Source organism: Martinezella sp. CNPSo 3959 (assembly GCF_057784355.1).
In genome coordinates, this window is sequence record NZ_JBXSOV010000001.1 from 447,735 (window position 1) to 468,786 (window position 21,052).

The 21,052-nt window shown below is 59.8% G+C and carries 19 protein-coding genes; 8 read left to right on the top strand and 11 right to left on the bottom strand.

The genetic code is table 11. The features are described 5' to 3' along the window. Positions 1-37: 37 nt before the first annotated feature. The 3 genes from AC13RE_RS02340 to recA form a co-directional block, all read right to left on the bottom strand. The gene (locus AC13RE_RS02340) at positions 38-889 is read right to left on the bottom strand and encodes an AraC family transcriptional regulator (RefSeq protein WP_488561811.1); all 852 of its coding nucleotides are present in this window, start codon (positions 887-889) and stop codon (positions 38-40) included. Between the two features lie 137 nt (positions 890-1,026). After that, positions 1,027-3,687 (bottom strand): alanine--tRNA ligase, encoded by a 2,661-nt coding sequence (gene alaS / locus AC13RE_RS02345; protein WP_488561812.1) that lies wholly within the window; start codon positions 3,685-3,687, stop codon positions 1,027-1,029. Positions 3,688-3,861: 174 nt separating this feature from the next. Further along, a complete protein-coding gene (recA, locus tag AC13RE_RS02350) occupies positions 3,862-4,947 on the bottom strand; it encodes a recombinase RecA (protein WP_015340070.1) in 1,086 nt (361 codons plus the stop codon). A gap of 239 nt (positions 4,948-5,186) precedes the next feature. On the opposite strand from recA, the gene AC13RE_RS02355 reads away from it, so the two are divergent. Beyond that, positions 5,187-6,131, top strand: coding sequence for a carbohydrate kinase family protein (locus AC13RE_RS02355; protein ID WP_488561813.1), 945 nt, complete (start codon positions 5,187-5,189; stop codon positions 6,129-6,131). Between the two features lie 46 nt (positions 6,132-6,177). Then, positions 6,178-7,104 (top strand): pseudouridine-5'-phosphate glycosidase, encoded by a 927-nt coding sequence (locus AC13RE_RS02360; protein WP_488561814.1) that lies wholly within the window; start codon positions 6,178-6,180, stop codon positions 7,102-7,104. 58 nt (positions 7,105-7,162) lie between these two features. On the opposite strand, the gene trpS is transcribed toward AC13RE_RS02360, so the two are convergent. Together trpS and cckA are read right to left on the bottom strand one after the other, a co-directional pair. Beyond that, on the bottom strand, positions 7,163-8,182 hold the full coding sequence (gene trpS, locus AC13RE_RS02365) for a tryptophan--tRNA ligase (RefSeq protein ID WP_488561815.1): 1,020 nt from the start codon (positions 8,180-8,182) through the stop codon (positions 7,163-7,165). Positions 8,183-8,408: 226 nt separating this feature from the next. Then, entirely contained in the window at positions 8,409-11,027 is a 2,619-nt protein-coding gene (gene cckA / locus AC13RE_RS02370; protein WP_488561816.1) for a cell cycle histidine kinase CckA, read from the bottom strand. 395 nt (positions 11,028-11,422) lie between these two features. Between cckA and AC13RE_RS02375 the strand changes: the two genes are divergently transcribed. Next, the gene (locus AC13RE_RS02375; protein WP_488561817.1) at positions 11,423-12,352 is read left to right on the top strand and encodes a flagellar biosynthetic protein FliO; all 930 of its coding nucleotides are present in this window, start codon (positions 11,423-11,425) and stop codon (positions 12,350-12,352) included. 97 nt (positions 12,353-12,449) lie between these two features. On the opposite strand, the gene dksA is transcribed toward AC13RE_RS02375, so the two are convergent. Continuing rightward, positions 12,450-12,869: an RNA polymerase-binding protein DksA gene (gene dksA, locus AC13RE_RS02380; RefSeq protein WP_015340076.1), complete on the bottom strand. Its 420-nt coding sequence runs from the start codon at positions 12,867-12,869 to the stop codon at positions 12,450-12,452. Between the two features lie 281 nt (positions 12,870-13,150). Here dksA and AC13RE_RS02385 point away from each other — a divergent pair, with 281 nt between their 5' ends. The 4 genes from AC13RE_RS02385 (at position 13,151) to AC13RE_RS02400 (ending at position 16,973) form a co-directional block, all read left to right on the top strand. Beyond that, positions 13,151-13,642, top strand: coding sequence for a SixA phosphatase family protein (locus AC13RE_RS02385; RefSeq protein ID WP_488562530.1), 492 nt, complete (start codon positions 13,151-13,153; stop codon positions 13,640-13,642). A gap of 123 nt (positions 13,643-13,765) precedes the next feature. Beyond that, on the top strand, positions 13,766-15,241 hold the full coding sequence (locus AC13RE_RS02390) for a YcjX family GTP-binding protein (protein ID WP_488561818.1): 1,476 nt from the start codon (positions 13,766-13,768) through the stop codon (positions 15,239-15,241). Next, complete coding sequence (locus tag AC13RE_RS02395; RefSeq protein WP_488561819.1) at positions 15,238-16,317, top strand: YcjF family protein; 1,080 nt, start codon at positions 15,238-15,240, stop codon at positions 16,315-16,317. The genes AC13RE_RS02390 and AC13RE_RS02395 overlap by 4 nt, the downstream gene beginning before the upstream one ends. 104 nt (positions 16,318-16,421) lie before the next feature. After that, a complete protein-coding gene (locus tag AC13RE_RS02400) occupies positions 16,422-16,973 on the top strand; it encodes a hypothetical protein (protein ID WP_112606368.1) in 552 nt (183 codons plus the stop codon). Positions 16,974-17,047: 74 nt separating this feature from the next. On the opposite strand, the gene folK is transcribed toward AC13RE_RS02400, so the two are convergent. The 3 genes from folK to folP form a co-directional block, all read right to left on the bottom strand. Beyond that, positions 17,048-17,566: a 2-amino-4-hydroxy-6-hydroxymethyldihydropteridine diphosphokinase gene (gene folK, locus AC13RE_RS02405; protein ID WP_132717686.1), complete on the bottom strand. Its 519-nt coding sequence runs from the start codon at positions 17,564-17,566 to the stop codon at positions 17,048-17,050. Continuing rightward, positions 17,559-17,930, bottom strand: a complete 372-nt coding sequence (gene folB / locus AC13RE_RS02410) for a dihydroneopterin aldolase (RefSeq protein WP_112398356.1) — start codon at positions 17,928-17,930, stop codon at positions 17,559-17,561. Before folB ends, folK begins: the two co-directional genes overlap by 8 nt. 61 nt (positions 17,931-17,991) lie before the next feature. Further along, positions 17,992-18,849 carry a dihydropteroate synthase gene (gene folP / locus AC13RE_RS02415; protein ID WP_488561820.1) on the bottom strand — a complete coding sequence of 286 codons (858 nt, stop codon included), beginning with the start codon at positions 18,847-18,849 and terminating at the stop codon, positions 17,992-17,994. A gap of 103 nt (positions 18,850-18,952) precedes the next feature. Here folP and AC13RE_RS02420 point away from each other — a divergent pair, with 103 nt between their 5' ends. Next, positions 18,953-19,576, top strand: coding sequence for a DUF922 domain-containing Zn-dependent protease (locus AC13RE_RS02420; protein ID WP_488483342.1), 624 nt, complete (start codon positions 18,953-18,955; stop codon positions 19,574-19,576). A 439-nt stretch (positions 19,577-20,015) separates the two neighbouring features. On the opposite strand, the gene AC13RE_RS02425 is transcribed toward AC13RE_RS02420, so the two are convergent. Together AC13RE_RS02425 and AC13RE_RS02430 are read right to left on the bottom strand one after the other, a co-directional pair. Beyond that, positions 20,016-20,336, bottom strand: coding sequence for a 2Fe-2S iron-sulfur cluster-binding protein (locus tag AC13RE_RS02425; protein ID WP_015340086.1), 321 nt, complete (start codon positions 20,334-20,336; stop codon positions 20,016-20,018). A 148-nt stretch (positions 20,337-20,484) separates the two neighbouring features. Next, a complete protein-coding gene (locus tag AC13RE_RS02430) occupies positions 20,485-20,853 on the bottom strand; it encodes an Hpt domain-containing protein (RefSeq protein ID WP_488483266.1) in 369 nt (122 codons plus the stop codon). Between the last annotated feature and the right edge of the window lie 199 nt (positions 20,854-21,052).

Genomic DNA, 21,052 nt, shown 5'->3' on the forward strand with positions numbered 1-21,052 from the left:
GCATTAAAAAGAAATCTTCGAGCGCACCTATATGCCGCTATTGCAGCGGCATATAGATATCGGTCAAAAGCTCCGTCGGCGGCACGTCGCGCGGATTGTTGATATATTCCTCGAACATGACGGTATCGCGCAATTGCCGACCGGAAGCCGGCAGCCACTGCGCATAAAGCCAGTGATAGGCCTTATGCATGTTTGCATAAGGGCCTTTGTGGCGCAGCACGGCATAGTCGCCGCCATCGAGCGAACGCCGCTCCAGCGGAGCATTGGCAACGACGGCCTCGCCAGCGGTGACGCAGGCATACGAGCGCAGTTTGTCCGCTTCCACCACATCCGGATCATCGAGATAGACACCGATCATGCGCATATCCGGCCCGGCGAGGCCGCGGGCGAAGATGGTACCGAAAAGTGTTTCGAAAGCTTGGCCGATCTGCATATAGGAGCCGCGATGGGCGACACCGATCAGTGACATCGGGGAAATAGTGCGAAGCGTAACGTCGAACATGACCGTGATCCTTCCTTGGGTACTCGGTTCGAAGATCGTGTGGCTTCCCTCATTCCGATATCGCGCCGGCGGCATGCCGTAGACAGATCTGAAGATACGGTTGAACGACTGGAGGTTGGGATAGCCCGACCGCTTTGCAATGTCGCTGACGGATAGACGGGTGTTGACGAGATCGCCGGCGGCACGATGCAACCGAAGCCGCTTGACGGTCGCCGCCGCCGTCTCGCCATAGATCGCCCGATAGATCCGATGCCAGTGATAGCTGGACATGCAGGCGATTTCGGCGAGCTTTTCCATATCGAGTTCATCGTCCAGATGCTCATGGATATAGGCCGAAACCCGCCGCAGCCGGGTCTCGTAAAGCGTCCACGCCGTTCCACCGCTCATGTCAAACCCCTTGCAAATCGATCGGCCCGACAAGAGCATAACCCGATTTGACAAATCCTGCGGAGTTGCCTGCACAAAGAAAAATGGCGGACACCGAAGCATCCGCCATCTTTAATTATCAATCGGAAACCAGTGTCTTAGCCAGCAAGCGCCGCAGCAATCGCCTCGATCGCCTCGTCGGCCTTGGCGCCATCAGGGCCACCGGCCTGCGCCATGTCGGGACGGCCGCCGCCACCCTTGCCGCCGAGGGCAGCTGAAGCGACGCGGACGAGATCGACGGCGCTGAAGCGGCCAACCAGATCCTCCGTGACGGCGACAACGGCGCTTGCCTTGCCATCTTCGGAAACGCCGATCAGCGTCACGACACCGGAGCCGAGGTTTGCCTTAGCCTCATCCGCCATGCCCTTGAGATCCTTAGGGTCGACGCCGGAAACCGGCTTGCCGAGGAACTTGACGCCGTTGACTTCACGGACTGCATCGGCGGAGCCGCCTTGGCTGCCGCCCATGGCAAGCTTGCGCTTGGCATCAGCCAATTCACGTTCCAGCTTGCGGCGTTCATCCATCAAGGATTCGACACGCGAAACCACGTCTGCCGGCTGTACCTTCAGCGTCGAGGCGAGGTTCTTTACGCGCTCGTCCTGCTCGGCAAGATAGCTAAGCGCGGATTCGCCGGTCACAGCTTCAATACGGCGCACGCCGGCACCGACGGCGCTTTCGCCGAGAATGCGCACGAGACCGATCTGGCCGGTAGCGGAGACATGCGTACCGCCGCAAAGCTCGACCGAGTAAGGCTTACCGGACTTTGCACCGCGCACGCCCTGCCCCATCGACACGACGCGGACTTCATCGCCATACTTCTCACCGAACAGCGCCATCGCACCTTCCGCGATGGCATCATCGACGCTCATCAGGCGGGTCGTAACAGGCGAGTTCTGAAGGATGATCTCGTTGGCCATCTCTTCGACAACCTTCAGCTCCTCAGCTGACATCGGCTTCGGATGAGAGACGTCGAAACGCAGGCGCTCGGGCGCGACCAGCGAGCCCTTCTGCGCGACATGGGTGCCGAGCACTTCACGAAGTGCCTCGTGCAGCAGATGGGTCGCAGAGTGGTTGGCGCGCAGGCGCGAGCGCCTGTTGTGATCGACGCTCAGGACGACGGCATCGCCGACCTTGATCTTGCCTTCCGAAACTTCGGAGCTGTGAACGAAGAGACCCTCGCCCTTCTTCTGCGTATCGCTGACGGTGAGCTTGCCTTGGTCGCTGGAGATCACGCCGGTATCACCCATCTGGCCACCGGACTCGCCGTAAAAGGGCGTCTGGTTGACCACGATCTGCACCTTGTCGCCGGCAGAGGCGCTGTCAACGGCAACGCCATCCCTGACGATCGCCTGGATGACGCCTTCGGCAGATTCCGTATCGTAACCCAGGAATTCGGTCGCGCCGTTCTTTTCCTTGAGCTCGAACCAGATGGTTTCGGTCGCCTTGTCGCCGGAGCCGGTCCAATGCGAGCGCGCTTCGGCCTTCTGCCGCTCCATGGCATCGGTAAAGCTTGAGATATCGACGCCGATGCCGCGGGCGCGCAGCGCGTCCTGCGTCAGGTCGAGCGGGAAGCCATATGTGTCGTAGAGCTTGAAGGCGGTCTCGCCGTCCAGGCTGTCGCCCTTATGCAGATCCGAAGTGGCATCGTTGAGCAGCGAGAGGCCGCGTTCCAGCGTTTTGCGGAAACGGGTTTCTTCGAGCTTCAGCGTCTCGGAGGTCAGCGCTTCGGCGCGCACCAGCTCCGGATAGGCACGGCCCATCTGCTGGATCAGCGCCGGCAGCAGCTTCCACATCAACGGCTCCTTGGCGCCGAGCAGCTGCGCGTGGCGCATGGCGCGGCGCATGATGCGGCGAAGCACGTAGCCACGGCCCTCATTCGACGGCAGCACGCCATCGGCAATCAGGAAGGCGGAGGAACGCAGGTGATCGGCGATGACGCGATGGCTGGCACGATGCTCGCCCTCGGCCTTCACACCCGTTGCCTCCTCCGAAGCCTCGATCAGAGCGCGGAACAGGTCGATGTCATAGTTGTCATGCTTGCCCTGCAGCACGGCGGCAACGCGCTCGAGACCCATGCCGGTGTCGATCGACGGACGCGGCAGGTCGACGCGCTGCTCTTTGGTGATCTGCTCGAACTGCATGAAGACGAGATTCCAGATCTCGATGAAGCGGTCGCCGTCTTCTTCCGGAGACCCGGGAGGGCCACCCCAGATGTGATCGCCGTGATCGTAGAAGATTTCCGAACACGGACCGCAAGGACCGGTATCGCCCATCGCCCAGAAATTGTCGCTGGTGGCGATGCGGATGATCTTGTCGTCGGAAAGACCGGCAATCTTCTTCCACAGGTTAAAGGCGTCGTCGTCGGTGTGATAGACCGTGACCAGCAGGCGCTTGGCATCGAGGCCGAATTCCTTGGTGATCAGGTTCCAGGCAAGCTCGATGGCGCGCTCCTTGAAATAATCGCCAAAGGAGAAATTGCCGAGCATCTCGAAGAAAGTGTGATGACGGGCGGTATAGCCGACATTGTCGAGGTCGTTATGCTTGCCGCCGGCGCGCACGCATTTCTGCGCGGTAGACGCCGTCGTATAGGGGCGCTGCTCCAGGCCGGTGAACACGTTCTTGAACTGCACCATGCCGGCATTGGTGAACATCAATGTCGGATCGTTGCGCGGCACCAGCGGGCTCGACGGCACGATCTCGTGGCCGTTTTTCTTAAAATAGTCGAGGAAGGTCGACCGGATTTCATTCACACCGCTCATATGGGGCCCTTCAGTCCTGCGCTCAGCAACTTGCATCAAAGTCAGTGGCTTTTATCGTCCGCTCCCGGCGCTGTCCAGCCGCACGAACAAAACCGGCCGCACATCCCTTGGACAATACGGCCGGTTTCGACTTTTGGGTCTCGATCTTAGGTCGGGAATTGCTTCCTGAAGCCTTTATTCGCCAGAGGCATCGCCATCATCGGCATCGGGGCCGCCATTCTGCAGGAAACGATCGGCGATCAGGCCGGCATTCTGGCGCAGCGACAATTCGATTTCGCGCGAGAGATCCGGATTGTCGCGCAGGAAGATTTTCGCATTCTCGCGGCCCTGACCGAGACGCTGGCTGTTATAGGAGAACCAGGCGCCGGACTTTTCAACGATGCCGGCCTTGACACCGAGATCGACCAGTTCGCCGGTCTTGGAAACGCCTTCGCCATACATGATGTCGAACTCGACCTGCTTGAAGGGAGGCGCCATCTTGTTTTTGACGACCTTGACGCGCGTCTGGTTGCCGATCACCTCTTCGCGCTCCTTAACGGCGCCAATGCGGCGGATATCGAGGCGAACCGAGGCGTAGAACTTCAGCGCGTTACCGCCCGTCGTCGTTTCCGGCGAACCGAACATGACGCCGATCTTCATGCGGATCTGGTTGATGAAGATCACCATGGTGTTGGACTTCGAGATGGAAGCCGTGAGCTTGCGCAGCGCCTGGCTCATCAGGCGGGCCTGCAGGCCCGGCAGGCTGTCGCCCATTTCGCCTTCAATTTCGGCGCGCGGCGTCAATGCCGCAACGGAGTCGACGACGAGGACGTCGATCGCGCCGGAGCGCACCAGTGTATCGGTGATTTCAAGCGCCTGTTCGCCGGTATCCGGCTGCGAGATCAACAGGTTCTGCAGGTCGACGCCGAGCTTGCGGGCATAGACCGGATCAAGCGCATGTTCTGCGTCCACGAAGGCGCAGATCCCACCCTTTTTCTGTGCCTCTGCAATGGTCTGCAGGGCCAGCGTCGTCTTACCCGAGCTTTCCGGCCCGTAGATTTCGATGATGCGCCCCTTCGGCAAGCCGCCAATGCCGAGAGCGATATCGAGGCTCAGAGAGCCGGTGGAAACCGTTTCGATTTCGACCACGTTCTCGTTGGAGCCGAGCTTCATGATCGAGCCCTTGCCGAACGACCGCTCAATTTGAGAGAGTGCCGCTTCAAGTGCCTTGCTTTTATCCACCGATTTGTCCTCTACAAGCCGCAAAGAATTCTGAGACATTCGATCCACCTTTAGGTTATTGAAGCCGCTCTAGCAATGTCGCCGCCGATGAGAATTCTGTACTCTATTTGTTCTCTTATCGCAAGAGCACAACAAGCAATTGAAAGAAAAAGATAAAATGATTTCCGTTCTACTTTTGTTTTCTTCTTTCTTCCCAGATACTTACGGTTATGGGGCGGCCAATTCACGCATATCGCCGCCCCGCTCGATTCGTCTTTTCGGCTGCTGAGGATAACCCTATGGCGAAAAAGATTCTCGTTCTCGGCGGCGCCCACATAGACCGCCGTGGCCGCATCTTCGGCGAGACGGCGCCTGGCGCCAGCAACCCCGGCGCATGGTTCGAGGAACCCGGCGGCGGCGGCTTCAATGCGGCGCGAAATCTCGCCCGCCTCGGCTTCGACGTAAAGCTGATCTCGCCGCGCGGCGGCGACCCCTCCGGCGAAATGGTGGCCGAGGCTGCAAGCCATGCCGGCATCGACGACAAGCCCTTCGTCTTCCTCGATCGCAAGACGCCGAGCTATACCGCGATCCTCGAGAATGACGGCAATCTGGTCATCGCGCTTGCCGATATGGAGCTCTACAAGCTCTTCGTTCCGCGACGCCTGGCGATTCGCGCCGTTCGCGATGCCTTCGATGAAACGGACCTCATTCTCTGCGACGCCAATCTGCCTGCCGAAACCTTAGGCGCAATCGCGGCAAGAGCTGCTCTATGCGGCAAGCCGGTCGCCGCTATCGCCATCTCACCGGCAAAAGTGGTGCGGCTGAAGCCAAGCCTTGCCGGCATCAATCACCTGTTCCTCAACGAAGCCGAAGCCGCGGCGTTGACTGAAATGCGCCCGGAGGACCCACGCGAATGGGTGAGCGCTTTGCGAGCGCTCGGCCTGCGTAATGGCGTGATCACCCGCGGGAAACGCCCCCTGATCGCATTCTCGCGCGATACCATCGTCAGCCTGCAGCCGCCTATCGTCGAAGATGTAGCCGATGTCACCGGTGCGGGAGATTCGCTTGCTTCCGGCGTTCTGTCGGCGCTGATGGCCGGCCACGATCTCGCGGAAGCCATACGTCATGGCGCGGCGGCAGCGGCAATCACCGTCCAGTCTCCCTACGCAACGGCAGAAAATCTCTCTCCCGAGCTGCTAAACGCGGCCCTGGCCCTTGTTCCCGAGGCCGAAATTCTGTCATGAAGCCTGCTCAAGACGCGTATATTGTTTCAGTGAATTGGAAACGACAATGACCCAGCCTATCTCGCCCCTGCTTCCGATCTCCTATTCGAAGGAAGTCGCTGCCGCAAAGCTCCGCGGTGCGCCGATCGTTGCTCTGGAATCGACGATCATCACCCACGGCATGCCCTATCCAGGCAATATCGAGATGGCGCGCAGCGTTGAGGCGATCATCCGTCAGGAAGGCGCTGTACCCGCAACCATCGCCGTCATCCATGGCACCCTGCATATCGGCCTCGAGCCGGAAGAGCTGGAAGCCCTTGCCAAGACGGAAGGGGCGATGAAGGTCTCCCGCGCTGATATCGCCTTTGCGATCGCCGAGCGCCGCACGGGCGCGACCACCGTGGCCGCCACGATGATCGCCGCAGCCCGCGCCGGCATCAAGGTATTTGCTACCGGCGGCATCGGCGGCGTCCATCGCGGCGCGGAAGAGAGCTTCGATATTTCGGCCGACCTTGAAGAGCTGTCCCGCACCGGCGTTATCGTCGTCTGCGCCGGAGCCAAGGCGATCCTCGATATTCCGAAGACGCTCGAAGTGCTGGAAACCCGTGGTGTTCCGGTCGTGACTTACGACAGCACCGAGTTCCCGGCCTTCTGGTCGCGCTCATCCGGCCTGACAAGCCCGCTGACGCTGAACAGCCCGGCGGCCATCGCCAACTTCCAGACGACGCGCGAGCAGCTGGGCATCGATGGCGGTATGCTGATCGCCAATCCGGTTCCGGAAGCCGACGAGATCCCGCGCGAGGAGATGGAAATCTATATCGAGCGGGCCCTCGACAGTGCCGAGCGCGACGAGATCACCGGCAAAGCGGTTACGCCTTATCTGCTGAGCACGATCTTCGACATCACCGAAGGCCGCAGCCTCAAGACCAATATCGCGCTTGTCGAAAACAATGCGCGTTTGGCCGCGGAAATCGCCGTAGCTCTGGCGGACTAATCAAGGCCGTCGTCACAGGAATGGCCGGGTGTGCGAGCGCCCGGCCGTTCTCTTTCTTTCAAGTGAGAGAGAAAAGACCCAGAGCAGACCTCAATTCGGCAAGCGTAGCCTCTGTCCGCTCCCTCGCCTTTCGCGTCCCCTCCCGCAAGACTGCCATCACATAGTCCGGTTCGGCGGCATAACGCGCGCGACGCTCTCGGATCGGCGCGAGCAGCGCCTGCAGGACATCCTCGAGATGTCTCTTCAAGGTGACGTCGCCAAGTCCGCCGCGGTGATAATGCGCCTTCATCTCGTCGACCAACCGCCGATCCTCACAAAAAGCATCGAGATAGGTGAAGACGACATTTCCTTCGACCTTGCCTGGATCGTTGACGCGAAGGTGATCCGGATCGGTATACATGCGCCGCACCGCATCCCTGATCTCATCGGACGATGCCGAAAGCGGGATCGCATTACCCTGCGATTTGCTCATCTTCGCCTTGCCGTCGACGCCGGGCAGACGCCCGACCGCCGGCACTATCGCTGTTGCCTCCACCAGAACGTCTCGCCCGATCTGTCGGTTGAGACGGCGAACGATCTCATTGGTCTGCTCGATCAACGGCGCCTGATCCTCCCCGACGGGAACGACGGTCGCCTTGAAGGCGGTGATATCGGCAGCCTGCGCCACCGGGTAGCAGAGAAAGCCAGCTGGCACATCGCGTTCGAAACCGCGCAGCTGCATTTCCGTCTTGATCGTCGGATTGCGCTCCAGGCGACTGACCGTAACGAAATTCAAATAGAGCAGTGTCAATTCCGCCAGCGCGGGTAAAGCGGATTGAAGGCAGATCGTTGTCAGCGCCGGATCGATGCCGACTGCAAGATAGTCCGTGGCGACTTCAAGGACGTTGCGCCGCACTTTCTGGGGATCATGCGCATTGTCGGTCAGTGCCTGCGTATCCGCCAAGAGCAGGAATTGCTCATGGCTGTGCTGAAGTGCAACGCGGCTTTTCAGCGACCCGGCATAATGGCCGAGATGGAGTGGACCCGTGGTCCGATCGCCCGTCAGGATGACGGGACGATTATCGGTAGGGGAAAACATTTCATTGCTCCGCAAAAGGAGCCGCCGCAATCGGGAAGGGAAAAACGGAAATGGACCATGCCTGCCGGATTACGGCGGCAGGGTCGATTTCAAGACATGACGACTGCCGCTCCTAGAAGGAGCGCCACCACATTTGGAAAACGGGCTTGGCGAGGTCGATCATGGGCGGTTGATTACACCGTTGCGCCGTAATCGGCAACATGGAGAGGCGCAAAACACCCCTCACTTAATTCTTGTCCAGCGTCTCGCGCACGACGACGGCAAGCTGCTTCAGCGAGAATGGCTTCGGCAGGAAGCCGAATTGGGCGTCCGCTGGCAGGTTGCGGGCAAAGGCATCCTCGGCATACCCCGAAACAAAGATGAACTTCAGATCCGGATATTTCTTGCGCAATTCGCGCAGCAGCGACGGCCCGTCCATCTCGGGCATGACGACGTCGGAGACGACGACATCAACCTGTCCGTCTAGCTCCTCCATGATGTCGAGCGCCTCAACGCCGGAGCCGGCCTCGTGGACGGTATAACCCCGCGTCTCAAGCATGCGCTTGCCACCACGGCGTACCGCCTCTTCGTCCTCGACAAGCAGCACGACAGCGGACTTGCCTGTAAGATCGGCCGGTTCTTCCGGAGAAGCGGCGACACCCGCACCCTGGTCCATGGCCGTAACATCGCGGCTTTCCGACACTTTCGCTTCCGTTACCGAAGGCATTTCCACGATGTGCCGCGGCAGGAAAATGCGGAAGGTCGTTCCCTTGCCCACTTCCGATTCCGGCTGGATGTAGCCGCCGGACTGCTTGATGATGCCGTAAACCATGGCAAGGCCGAGGCCGGTGCCCTTGCCCACTTCCTTGGTCGTGAAGAAGGGCTCGAAAATCTTGTCCATGATCTCAGGCGCGATACCGGTTCCGGTATCGCTGACCTCGACGAGCACCATCTCCTCATGCGGAAGGTAGGGATAGTTGAAGGCGCTGACATCGGCCGCACGCAGATTGCGGGTGCGCAACGTCAGCGTACCGCCGCCCGGCATGGCATCGCGGGCATTGACGCAGAGGTTGATCAGCACCTGCTCGAACTGTGAGAGATCGGTTTTGACCGGCCAGAGGTCGCACCCGTAATCGACGTCGAGTTTGACATGCGTACCCGATAGCAGCCGGTCAACCAGCATACGCAGATCGCCGATCACATCAGTCAGGTTCAGGATCGTCGGCCGCATCGTCTGCTTGCGCGAGAAGGCGAGCAACTGCCGCACCAACACGGCCGCACGATTGGCATTACGCTTGATTTCCATCAGATCCGCGAAGCTGGCGTCGGAAGGCCGAGCCTGCAGCAGGAGATGGTCGGAAGACAGAAGGATTGCGGTCAGAACGTTGTTGAAGTCATGCGCGATGCCGCCAGCAAGCGTCCCGACGGCATTGAGCTTCTGCGTCTGCGCCATCTGGGTCTCGAGCGCCTTCTGCTCAGTCACCTCGACGGCATAGACGATGGCAGCCTCTTCCGGCGCCTCGTCGGTCTGGTCGATGACGGCATTGACATAGAAGCGGAAATGCCGCGTTTCGTCTTTCGGATTACGGGAATCGATCGGCGGAATGTCACCCTGCCGGTCCTTGGCGGCCGCCAGCGCCTGCTGCAGCTGCGGCCGATCACTTTCGTTGACGACGCTCTCCAGGGCGGCACCGCGCTCGATATCATCACGCGAGACCAGATCCGAGAAGAGCTTGAGGAAGGGCGCATTCGTCCTAAGAATACGGCCATTGCCATCGACGGATGCGATCGCCATCGGCGTATTGTTAAAGAAGCGGCTGAAGCGCATCGCGGCAGCGGAGGCCGATTGCTCGGTATCGGCACCGTTCTGACGGGTCAGGACGATGGTACGGCTCTCGCCGGGTGCGCCGTCGCGCATCGAGGTGACACTATGAACGATCTGCACGGGCAGGCTCTGGCCATTGGAACGGCGCAGATCGAGATCGAGCGTCACCGTCTTCTTCAAGCCCGGCTCGGCCTGGACGGACTGAATGAGCGCCAGCCCCTCGCCTGCCACAAGATCGCCGATCGTCATCGAGCCCGGCACGAATTTCGTCAGATCGAAGCCCAGCCATTCAGCCAGCGTCGCATTGAGATAGAAGATCTCGCCCTTGCGCCCCGCGGAAAAGAAGCCGGCCGGCGCATGGTCGAGATAGTCGATCGCGTTCTGCAGTTCCTTGAAGAAACGTTCCTGATCGTCACGCTCGGAGGTGATGTCGGTAATCTGCCAGATATGCAGCGCCTTGTTGGCGCCTTGCTCGGCCGGCAACACGCGCGCCTTCAGCCGGTACCAATGCGCCACATTGCCGCTTCCATCCACAGGCCCGAGCGGCTTCAGCAGGCGGAACTCCTCCGATCCTTCCTTGCCATCGCGCAGGCCATTGGCGAGACGATAGAGAGCCTCGTTGGATTCGCGATTTCGCGACAGCAGCATCTCCAGCGACTGCACTTCCGTCGCCTTCGTCGCACCGGTCAGCCGGCCATAGGCGGCATTCGCATAGACGATGCGCCCCTTCTCGTCCGTGATCAGCGTTCCGTCCGGATGGCTGTTGAGGAAGGACCGGGCAAGACTGTCGGACTGAGGCTGTGGCATGACCTCGACAAAGCCAATGATCGAGGAAACCAGGAAGAAGATGCCGACCATGGCGAGAATGCCCAGGCCACCGAGAACCGCTTCGTTGTCCAGCTGGTTCTTGAAGACGACGAAAGCCGCGGCCGCGGCCACGAGAACGAGCGCAAGCAGGATGATGCGCAGCACGGTTCCAGAACGAACCCCGCGATCCACCAGCGGCACGCTATACTCGTCGGACGGACGCTGCTTCGTCATGAACTCCTCGTATCGGCCGTTCTCCTCGCGACATGTCATACACGTTTTTAGGGGTCGCCGGAGTCGGACCTTTCGAATCTTCTTTATCAAGTTGCGTCATCGGCAAAAAGCTTTGCCGGGCCAGAAAGGCTTGAATTCACAGGCAATAGAAGACAACAGCCTGCAATCGCATCTTGTCTCCGGCGCAATCCTGTTCATATGATCGCCGTATAGAAGGGTCATGGTGAAAGCATTACACTCGTAAGTTGCAACTACTGCATAATTCCCCAAAACAGGATTTGATTAAGGGTAAAATTATGCAGTGGATTTAAAGTACTACAACGACCTTTGCGCGTCACATGTGACGCGCGGCGCTGTAAACCGCAACATCGGGGACAATTACGGAGTATCTCGACATGTTGGACGATATCGCCGGAGCCTATGGCAGCCGTTTCTTTCTCGCAGCCGGTGGAGTTGGCATTGCCCTGCTCGTGCTCATCGGCATTCTGTGGGTCATGCGCAACCGAGCGCCTTCTCCCTTCGTGCGCGGTGGCAAGAACCGTCAGCCTCGCCTGCAGGTGTTGGATGCCGCCGCCGTCGATGCTCGCCGCCGTCTCGTGCTCGTGCGACGCGATGGGATCGAGCATCTGATCATGATCGGCGGCCCGACGGACATCGTCATCGAATCGGGCATTTCCGATCCCACACGCGCCGGAACCGCCGCGACGCCGGTCGATATCCCCATGGCATTTGAAGAGAGGCGGCCGCAGCAGCAGAAGGCGGCTGCGGTGGAAGCTCCTCCCGCAACGCTTCCGCAGCGCCAGCAAACCGCTGAGGACAAGATCGAAGCCTATCTGCGCAACGAGCGGCGCCCTGAGCCTACGGCGCCGCCGGCTCCAGTCCCGCAAGTGGCCGAACACCCGCAACCCGCCGCCGTTAAGCTGCAGCAACCGGCGCCCCAGCCGGTGCCGACTATCAGCGAGACGGAAGCCGCCGACATACTGGACGCTGCCCGACATGTCGTCCTGCCTCAGCAACAACCGGCTCCCGCACTCCCGGCAACAGCCGAGGCTACCCCCGCACCGACGCCATCGGTCGAACCTGGCAATGATTTCCAGCGTATTCTGGAAGCGGAAATGTCGAAGAACCTGACCGCCGAACGGATCATTCCGAACGCGCCGGCACCGCGACAGGTGCAGCAGCAACCAAATGCTGAACCATCCACGATCCCAAGCCCGGCAAAACGCGTCGAACCGGAGCTCGCTCCGCTGACCGGAGCGGACAGCGCTCTTCAGAAGGAAGTCGCTCGCATCTTTGGGGAAATGAGCGTCAGCCGCGATAAATAAGGTGCGGCCTCTCAGAAACGCCGGAATCGAAAAAGGCACGACGGAGATTTCCATCGTGCCTTTGTTTTATTTAAGCCGGTCGAAACCGATGCTGTCATCACTCGTCGCGGTAAACCTTTTCACGGCGCTCGTGACGCTCCTGCGCCTCGATCGACAAGGTTGCGATCGGGCGAGCGTCCAGACGCTTGAGACCGATCGGCTCGCCGGTTTCTTCACAATAGCCGTATGTGCCATCCTCGATGCGCTGCAATGCGGCATCGATCTTGGAAATGAGTTTACGTTGGCGGTCGCGAGCCCGAAGTTCGATAGCTCTGTCAGTTTCGGAAGAAGCCCGATCGGCGAGATCGGGGTGATTTGCACTTTCTTCCGCCAGATGATCCAGCGTTTCGCGCGCTTCTCTAAGGATGTCGTTTTTCCATGCCACCAGCTTCGCTCGAAAATAAGCTCGCTGATTCAGATTCATGAACTCCTCGTCTTCCGAGGGCACATAATTACTAAGATCGATCTTCTCACTCAACGCGATTCTCCTGAAGAACATCTCATATGGCTGGGCTGTATATCCCAACCGATAGTGCCGATTCAAGCCAAATAGATGCTGTCAACTGATTTTTAAATTTGTCATAAAATTCAGCTAAGGGTCTATTTTTTCATCACTTCTTCTCATCGAGCCAGATTCGCGTCTCTCGTAACCTTCCCGTGATGATGGAGCATTTCGCCTTCTGACAGATCGCGCAGCAGTTGACGGCACCAATGAAGAGACGTTACCTCATGAGTGAAATCGAGCCTCGAGATCTTGCCATGATCAGCATTTCGCCGCCGCCCTCCCGGATCTATCTTCTACGCCACGCCGAGGCCATGCAGGCTGCACCCGGCCAAAAAGATTTCGACCGTCCCTTGAGCGACAACGGCTATGCCGCGGCCGAGATTGTCGCCGACGAGGCGGCTGATAAAGGCTACAAGCCCGACCTTGTCATTTCCTCCACCGCCCTGCGATGCCGCCAGACCGCCGAGGCTATACGCCGCGTCGTCGCGCCGTCGACGGAGTTCCGCTTTGTCGACGAACTCTATAACGGCTCACCGGATGTCTATCTGTCACTCATCGCTGCGCAGACCGATCAGGAGTCGGTCATGCTGGTCGCGCATAACCCGGTCATCGAACTGACGCTTGCAGCCTTGATCGGACGCGATGCTCTGGCCAGCGCTCTTCCGCGCGGATTTCCGACAGCCGGCCTTGCCGTTGTCGATTCGACGCCATCGGGCTGGGTACTGCTCGACTTTGTCACCGAATAGAGACTTCGGCGATATGGGCCGCAAGCGGCCGCGCGGCTGATTGCAGACACATATCCGCTCATCTTTTCGGCGCAAGTTTCCATCCCTATATTCACGGTCACGCTGTCATCCAGGGATCCCGCCTTGCCCCCAAGCCTGACCTCTTTTACCGACGACGCCCTCATCGCCTTCGATAATCTGGCCGATCGAGCCGCCGGTCTCGTCAATCCGACAATTCGTCTGGGCGTCACGGGCCTCTCCCGTTCGGGCAAGACCGTCTTCATCTCCTCGCTGGTGCATAATCTCCTGAATGGCGGACGCCTGCCGCTGTTCGAGCCGGTGCAGTCCGGCCGTGTCTCCGCCGTTCGTCTCGAACCGCAGCCCGACGACGCCGTGCCGCGCTTTCAGTATGAGGATCATATCCACGCGCTCGTGAAAGACCGCGTGTGGCCGGATTCGACAAGGGCGATTTCCGAGCTGCGCCTCACGCTGGATTACCAAAGCGCCAGCGGCTGGAACCGCCTGTTCTCGCCCGGCCGCCTCTCGATCGATATCGTCGATTATCCGGGTGAATGGCTGCTGGACCTGCCATTGCTCGCCAAGGATTTCCGTACCTTCAGCGAGGAGACGCTGGCGCTGGCGGAGACCGGCATTCGTGCCGAACTGTCACGTCATTGGCTTGGCATGACGGAAGCGGCAGATATCGCTGAACCCGCGGATGAAATGAAGGCGCGCAATCTTGCCACAGCTTTCGCCGACTACCTGAAAGCCTGCAAATCCGACGAACGTTCGCTTTCCACATTGCCCCCCGGCCGCTTCCTTCTGCCCGGCGATCTCGACGGTTCGCCTGCCCTCACCTTCGCACCGCTGAAGTTGCCTTCCGAGGGCAATGCGCCGAAAGGGTCGCTATGGGCGATGATGGAGAGGCGCTACGAGTCCTACAAGGCCGTTGTCGTCAAGCCCTTCTTCCGCGAACATTTCGCCCGGCTTGACCGCCAAATCGTTCTGGTCGACGCCCTGCAGGCCGTCAATCGCGGCCCGGAAGCGGTGCAGGATCTCGAACGGGCCCTGACGGATGTGCTCGCCTGCTTCCGTCCGGGCACCAACTCCCTCCTCTCCTCGCTGCTCGGCCGCCGCATCGACCGCGTGCTGGTGGCCGCGACCAAGGCCGACCATCTCCATCATGAAAGTCATGATCGGCTGGAGGCGTTGACGCGCCGTCTCGTCGACCGCGCCATTGAGCGTATCGGCATGGCCGGGGCCGGCATCGATGTGATGGCCATCGCCTCGGTGCGGGCGACCCGCGAGGCAACCGTGACCCGCGACGGGCAGACGCTTCCCGTCATCGTCGGCACGCCGATGGACGGCGAAACCATCGCCGGCGAGACCTTCGACGGCAATCGCAAGACGGCGGTCTTCCCCGGCGATCTCCCGGAAAATCCCCGCTGGCTGTTCGAAGCCCTTGAATCCAATGGAGCAAACGTCCATCTGCCCGAAGTGAATGTCGTACGGTTTCGCCCGCCGGAGCTGGAAAAAACGGGGGAAGGCATCAAGCTTTCGGTGCCGCATATCCGCCTCGACCGTGCCATGCAGTTCCTGCTCGGAGACCGTCTCGCATGACGAAATCGACCGAAAACGAGCCGAACGGTGATCGTCGTCCCGGCGCCTTCGCGGTGGAACCTGAAACCTCCCAAAAAGAGGCAACCGCGCCAGCGGTTCGCAAACCGCAGAGCTTCGATACCGATATCGTGCTGACGCCCGACGCGGAAGATCCGTTCATCAACCCGGCCCTCGGTGCCGATTCGGATGCGGCTGCCATCGCCAAGCCCCGCCGCAAGGGGTTCTCCTTCGGTAAGGTGGCACTCAGCGCGCTCGGCATTCTGGTATCGCTCGCTTTCGGTCTCTGGACGGATCAGCTCATCCGCGACCTGTTCAGCCGGGCCGATTGGCTCGGCTATACTGCCCTTGCAGTTGTGGCCGTCGGCGTCCTGGCCGTGCTTGCCATCGTCATCCGCGAGACAGCTGGAATGATGCGGCTCGCCGCCGTGCAGAGCATCAAGGCGGAGGCGGATGCCGCCATTGTCGAAACCCGGCCGGCACGCGCCAAAGCATTGGTCAAGCGACTCTGCACCATTCTGGAAGCCAATCCGGACACAGCAAGAGGCCGCGCGACCCTGAAGGCGGCAGAAGACGATATCATCGATGCGCCGCAACTGATCGACCTCGCCGAACGCGAGCTGCTCGGCCCGCTCGACCGCCGCGCCCGCGCGCTGATTCTCGGTGCCTCGAAACGGGTATCGGTGGTAACTGCCGTCAGCCCCCGTGCTCTCGTCGATATTCTCTACGTTCTGTACGAAGCGGCAAGACTCGTCCGCGCCATGGCCGAGCTTTATGGCGGCAGACCCGGAACGCTCGGCATGGTCAGGCTGATGCGCGATGTGATCGCCCACCTGGCCGTCACCGGCTCCATTGCAGTCGGCGACAGCATCGTCCAGCAACTGATCGGCCACGGCCTGGCGTCGAAACTGTCGGCGCGTCTTGGCGAGGGCGTCGTCAACGGCATGATGACCGCAAGAATCGGCATCGCCGCCATGGACCTCTGCCGGCCGCTCCCCTTCAAGGCGCTCAAGCGTCCCGGCATTGCCGATTTTGCCGGCGACCTCACGCCGAGCGTAGGCGGCCGCAATCCTGCATGAGGACCTGAAAATCAGGCGCTTTGGCATTCAGGAAACCAAGCATTAACCATTCTGCGGCAAAAGTGACAATCAGTTTCACGGTTCCGCCTCGCTAGGGAATGTCCATGTTTTCGCGTCGATTTCTTCTTGTAAGCAGCCTTGCAGCCGCAGCCATCTCCACCGGCGCCTGGGTGCAGTCGGCCGACGCGGCGCCCCGCGACAAGGCCTTCTTCCAGTCAATCTCAGGTACCTGGAGCGGCCCCGGCGAAATCGTCGCCGGCAAGTACAAGGGCACCAAGTTCACATGCAATCTCACTGGCAAGCCATCCGATGGTGGCAGCGCTGGCGTCAAGCTCGACGGCACCTGCCGCGTCGGCGTCTTCCAGCAGCCGATGTCGGCCGAGATCACGCAGAATGGCGGTTCTTACAGCGGAAAGTTCCTGGATGGCGCAGCCGGCAAGGGCCTCGACGTGACATCAGGCGCGGTCAACGACAACACCGTCGTTCTCGGATTGATCCGCCAGAAGCTCAACGGCGCCATGATCGCTCGCGTTGCGGACAACAAGTCGATGAATGTCACAATCTCGGTGAAGGTCGGCGATCAGATGGTACCGGTTATCGGCGTCACTCTGAAGCGCGCCGACGTCGACCAGATGGCGGTCGGGTCGATCCAATAGCATTAGATGAGAACTCAGAAAAACAAAGGCCGGCAATTTGCCGGCCTTTGTTTTTATAGATCCAAGGGTCCGGTTCAGGCTGTCCGCCACCAATCACGGCTTTCGTCCGCGACCTCGATACCTTCGACATCGACGTCCAGCAGCCAATCCGAGATTGCCCTGCCCTTCACCACGAGATCGGCGGCAAAATCAGCAAGCGGCATCAGCACGAAACCACGCTCGACCATTCGCGGATGTGGAATGGTAAGCAACGGCTCGGCCTTTTCCAAATCCCCATAGGTCAGCACGTCGATATCGATCGTGCGTGGTCCCCAGCGCTCGATCCGCACCCGCTTCATCTGCCGCTCTATGTCCAGACAGACGTCGAGCAGGGCTTCTGGCGAGAGTGTCGTGTCGACGGCAGCACAGGAATTGTAGAAAAAGGATTGATCCGTCTTGCCCCAGGGAGGCGTTCGGTAAAGCCGCGACACCGAAACCACCCGGCAATCGGCACGCGCGTCCAACGTACGCAGGGCGAGCGCCATGGCGTGGACCGGGTTGTCCAGATTGCCGCCCAAACCGAGCGTCGTCCGCGCGGCTGCACCCTCAGGCAAAATGCTCAATGCTCACCTGTACATAATCGAGAACGCCCGGAACCGGGGCATTGGGCTTGCGTACCGTGATTTTGGCCCGGCGGATACTCGGAAAACGACGGCATAGCTCCTTCGCCACATCGAGCGCCAGCGCCTCGATCAGATAACGCCGGCGACCTGTCACGATTTCCTCGATGACGCTGAAGGCGACGCCGTAATTGACGGTATCGTCAATCGAATCGCGCTCCAGCGCGTCGCCGGCTTCCACATCGAGTTCGGCATCGACGAAGAAGCGCTGGCCGAGGAATTCCTCCTCGTCATGGACGCCGTGCCGGGCAAAGAAGGCGCAATTCTGTAGAGTAATGGTGTATGTCACAGCGCTCATGGCGTATCTCCATTTCGAACAGGCGCGATCGCGTCCGAAAACCGCTCCTTGGATCCGAGCATCATGTTTTAAGTCTCGCCCGCGTCGCGAGAATAGCATCCGCGATGGCCAACGCGTCCCTATTGATTGCGACATTGTGTACACGGAATATCGCAGCTCCCTGCAATCGCAAGATTGCGCTGGTTGCAGCGGTGCCGACATCGCGATCAGCTGCTTCGCGACCCGTTATAGTGCCGACGAACCGCTTTCGCGAAGTGCCGACCAATAGCGGCAGGTCGAAGCGCAACAGGGCGTTAAAACGCGCCATGAGTTCCAGATTTTCCTCAACATTTTCCTTAGCGAAGCCGAAACCCGGATCGAGCACGATCGTCCGCCTGTCTACGCCTGCGGCGGCTGCGATCTCCAGCGAGCGATTGAGAAAGAAAAGCTGGTCATCAATGACATCAGGCAGCTTCTGCCGGTTGCGGCCCGTGTGCATGATGCAGAGACCGGCGCCAGTTTGTGCCGCCACAGCGGCGATATCAGGCTCGCGCTGCAGACCGAAGACATCATTGACGATATGGGCACCCGCTCCGATCGCCAGCCGCGCCGTATCGGCGCGGTAGGTATCGACCGAAATCAGTGCGTCAGTCCTCCCGCGCAGCGCTTCGATGACAGGCAGTACCCGTCCCTGCTCCTCGGTGGCATTGACGGCGACAGCACCCGGCTTGGTCGATTCGCCACCGATATCGATGATGGCGGCCCCTTCCTCGACGCAAGCCAGCGCATGGGCAACGGCCGCATCGACGGCCTCATAATGACCGCCGTCGGAAAAGGAATCCGGCGTCACATTGACGATAGCCATGATGACACTCTGCCCGCCGACATCGATGCTGCGGCCATGCGCGACATGCCAGCTTTGGCTGCGAAGCTCCGTCACGAACTGTCCATCCCATTGAAAAGGAAAAAACCTTGCGCTTGATATTGCGCTCACAGTGGCTATGCCGCAAGGTTCACAGAAGTTCAACATGGTAGCGACACGAATGCCGCTTGCGTCCCATAAGTTCAGTCTTTCGTGTGCATTGCTGCTCGCGGTCTGCATACCCGGTGTGGCCGGTGCAGAAGTCATCGCCCGCAAGTCAATTTCCTATTTCGACATCAAGGGAAGCACCGCCGACGAGCTCGATGCAGCCTTGAACCAGCGCGGGCCATTGGCGATAGGCTCAAGCAGCCACCATCCCGGCGCAACGAAGATCCGCTTCGGCGGCAGTGCGACCTACAGCGAATCAAACGGCCGCTGCCATATCTCCAGCGTCAAGGTAACGGTCAATACGGAAATCATCCTGCCGCGCTGGCGGGACCGGCGGGGCGCCAGCAAGCAGCTTTCCGTGATCTGGGATACCCTGGCCGGCGATATCCGGCGCCACGAAGATCGGCATGTCGAAATCGCCCGCCAGCATGCGCGGCAGATGGAAAAGCAGATCCTCGCTCTGCCACCCGCCAGCAATTGCGATACGCTGCAGGAACGGGCAAACGCGGTGACATCGCGCGAAACCGAACGGCACGACGCCGATCAGGCGCGCTTCGACCGCATAGAAGCGCTCAATTTTTCGAGCCGCATGCAGAGGCTGCTCTACTATCGCAGCCGACAAGGCAATTCGCAGTAGTCCGAAGAGCTGCCCTCAGCGCAAAAAGCGATCGAGTGACGACAGCTGTGGGAAATAGGTCACTATATCCTGTGAATCGTGCGATCCCGCTGCTCTTTGAACTTTACGAGAATCTGAAATAGGTTTTTCCTATCAATTACAGAGACAAACGCACTGGTTGATTCGAAAAAGGCCTGGCGGTTGTCTCATAAGGATCGATTTCGAGTGCCTGCGTCGGCGGGTCTATTCGCTCTTCGGCGCAGTCGGGTTTGTTTTTCGAAGCATGCGCTAAGTGTTCTCCTGGCGCGTCCTGAAGCCGCAGGTGTTTCCTCCCTTGCCTGTGGTGATGCGCCCGCCTCGCCTCGCTCGCTGCACCAGCTGAGCGGGGCATCTTTTTGCGTGACGAGCGTCTACAGGAGATCTGGCCGAGGAATCGCATAAGGCGCGTTGGAGCGCTGCCTCAGGCCTGGCGCTCCGGCACATGCACCACAAGCCCGTCCAACGCGCTCTTCATCTTAATCTGACAGGAAAGCCGCGAGTTCGGACGGACGTCGAATGCGAAATCGAGCATGTCTTCTTCCATGGCCTCCGGTCCGCCGACCTTTTCGGTCCACTCCTCGTCGACATAGACATGACAGGTGGCACAGGCACAGGCGCCGCCGCATTCCGCTTCGATACCCGGAACAGAGTTGCGCACTGCATTTTCCATCACGGTGGAGCCCTCGTCGACATTGAGGTCAAAGCGCGTGCCGTCGAAGGCGACGATGGTCAATTTGGTCATGTGGGTGAATTCCGAATTGCTTGAATGAAGGACGATCGGAATTTTACTTCCAACAATTCGCTGGAGCAGTCAACATTTGCGCCGCCGAAACGGATTATCCCTTCTGGCGGCGCAAGAATGCTTGAGATTTGCTGTTCGAACGCTCGGCCTAGCGCGAAAGCTTCAAAATGAAGTTTTCGGCCTCGATAACGCTAGCTGTAACCGCTGCCATACGAGCAGCGTCGCCGACGTTGCTTTCGAGCGCTCCGGCCGCATCCGCCACGCGAAAGGCGCCAATGGAGCTGGCAGCCCCCTTCAGCTTGTGCGATGCAGCTTCTATGCGTTTCAAATCGCCGCTGCCAATCTCCTGCAGGCATGAACGAGCCTGCCTTGCGAACATCTGCAGCACCTCGACTTCCAGGGCCTTATCACCCATCGTCTGTTTTCCGAGATGGACAAGATCGATGGCCCGCTCCCGCGACGGAGCCGCGCCCCGCGAATTGTCCGGAGATTCAAATGCGATGTTCAAAGCTGCCATGTGCCAATGCTCCAGTCTTTTATCTGTGTCTGTTTTATAGACCTGCCGCATAGTTGCGGCCCGGACATGGCCATCGAGTTAAATTTTGGCACATTAAGGGCTGAAAACTCGGGACATGGTTAACGTGCGTTAAACATGCTCAAAATCTTGGGTTTTCATCGCATTGAACAGTCAAACAGGGTTAATGGCCCCTTAATGA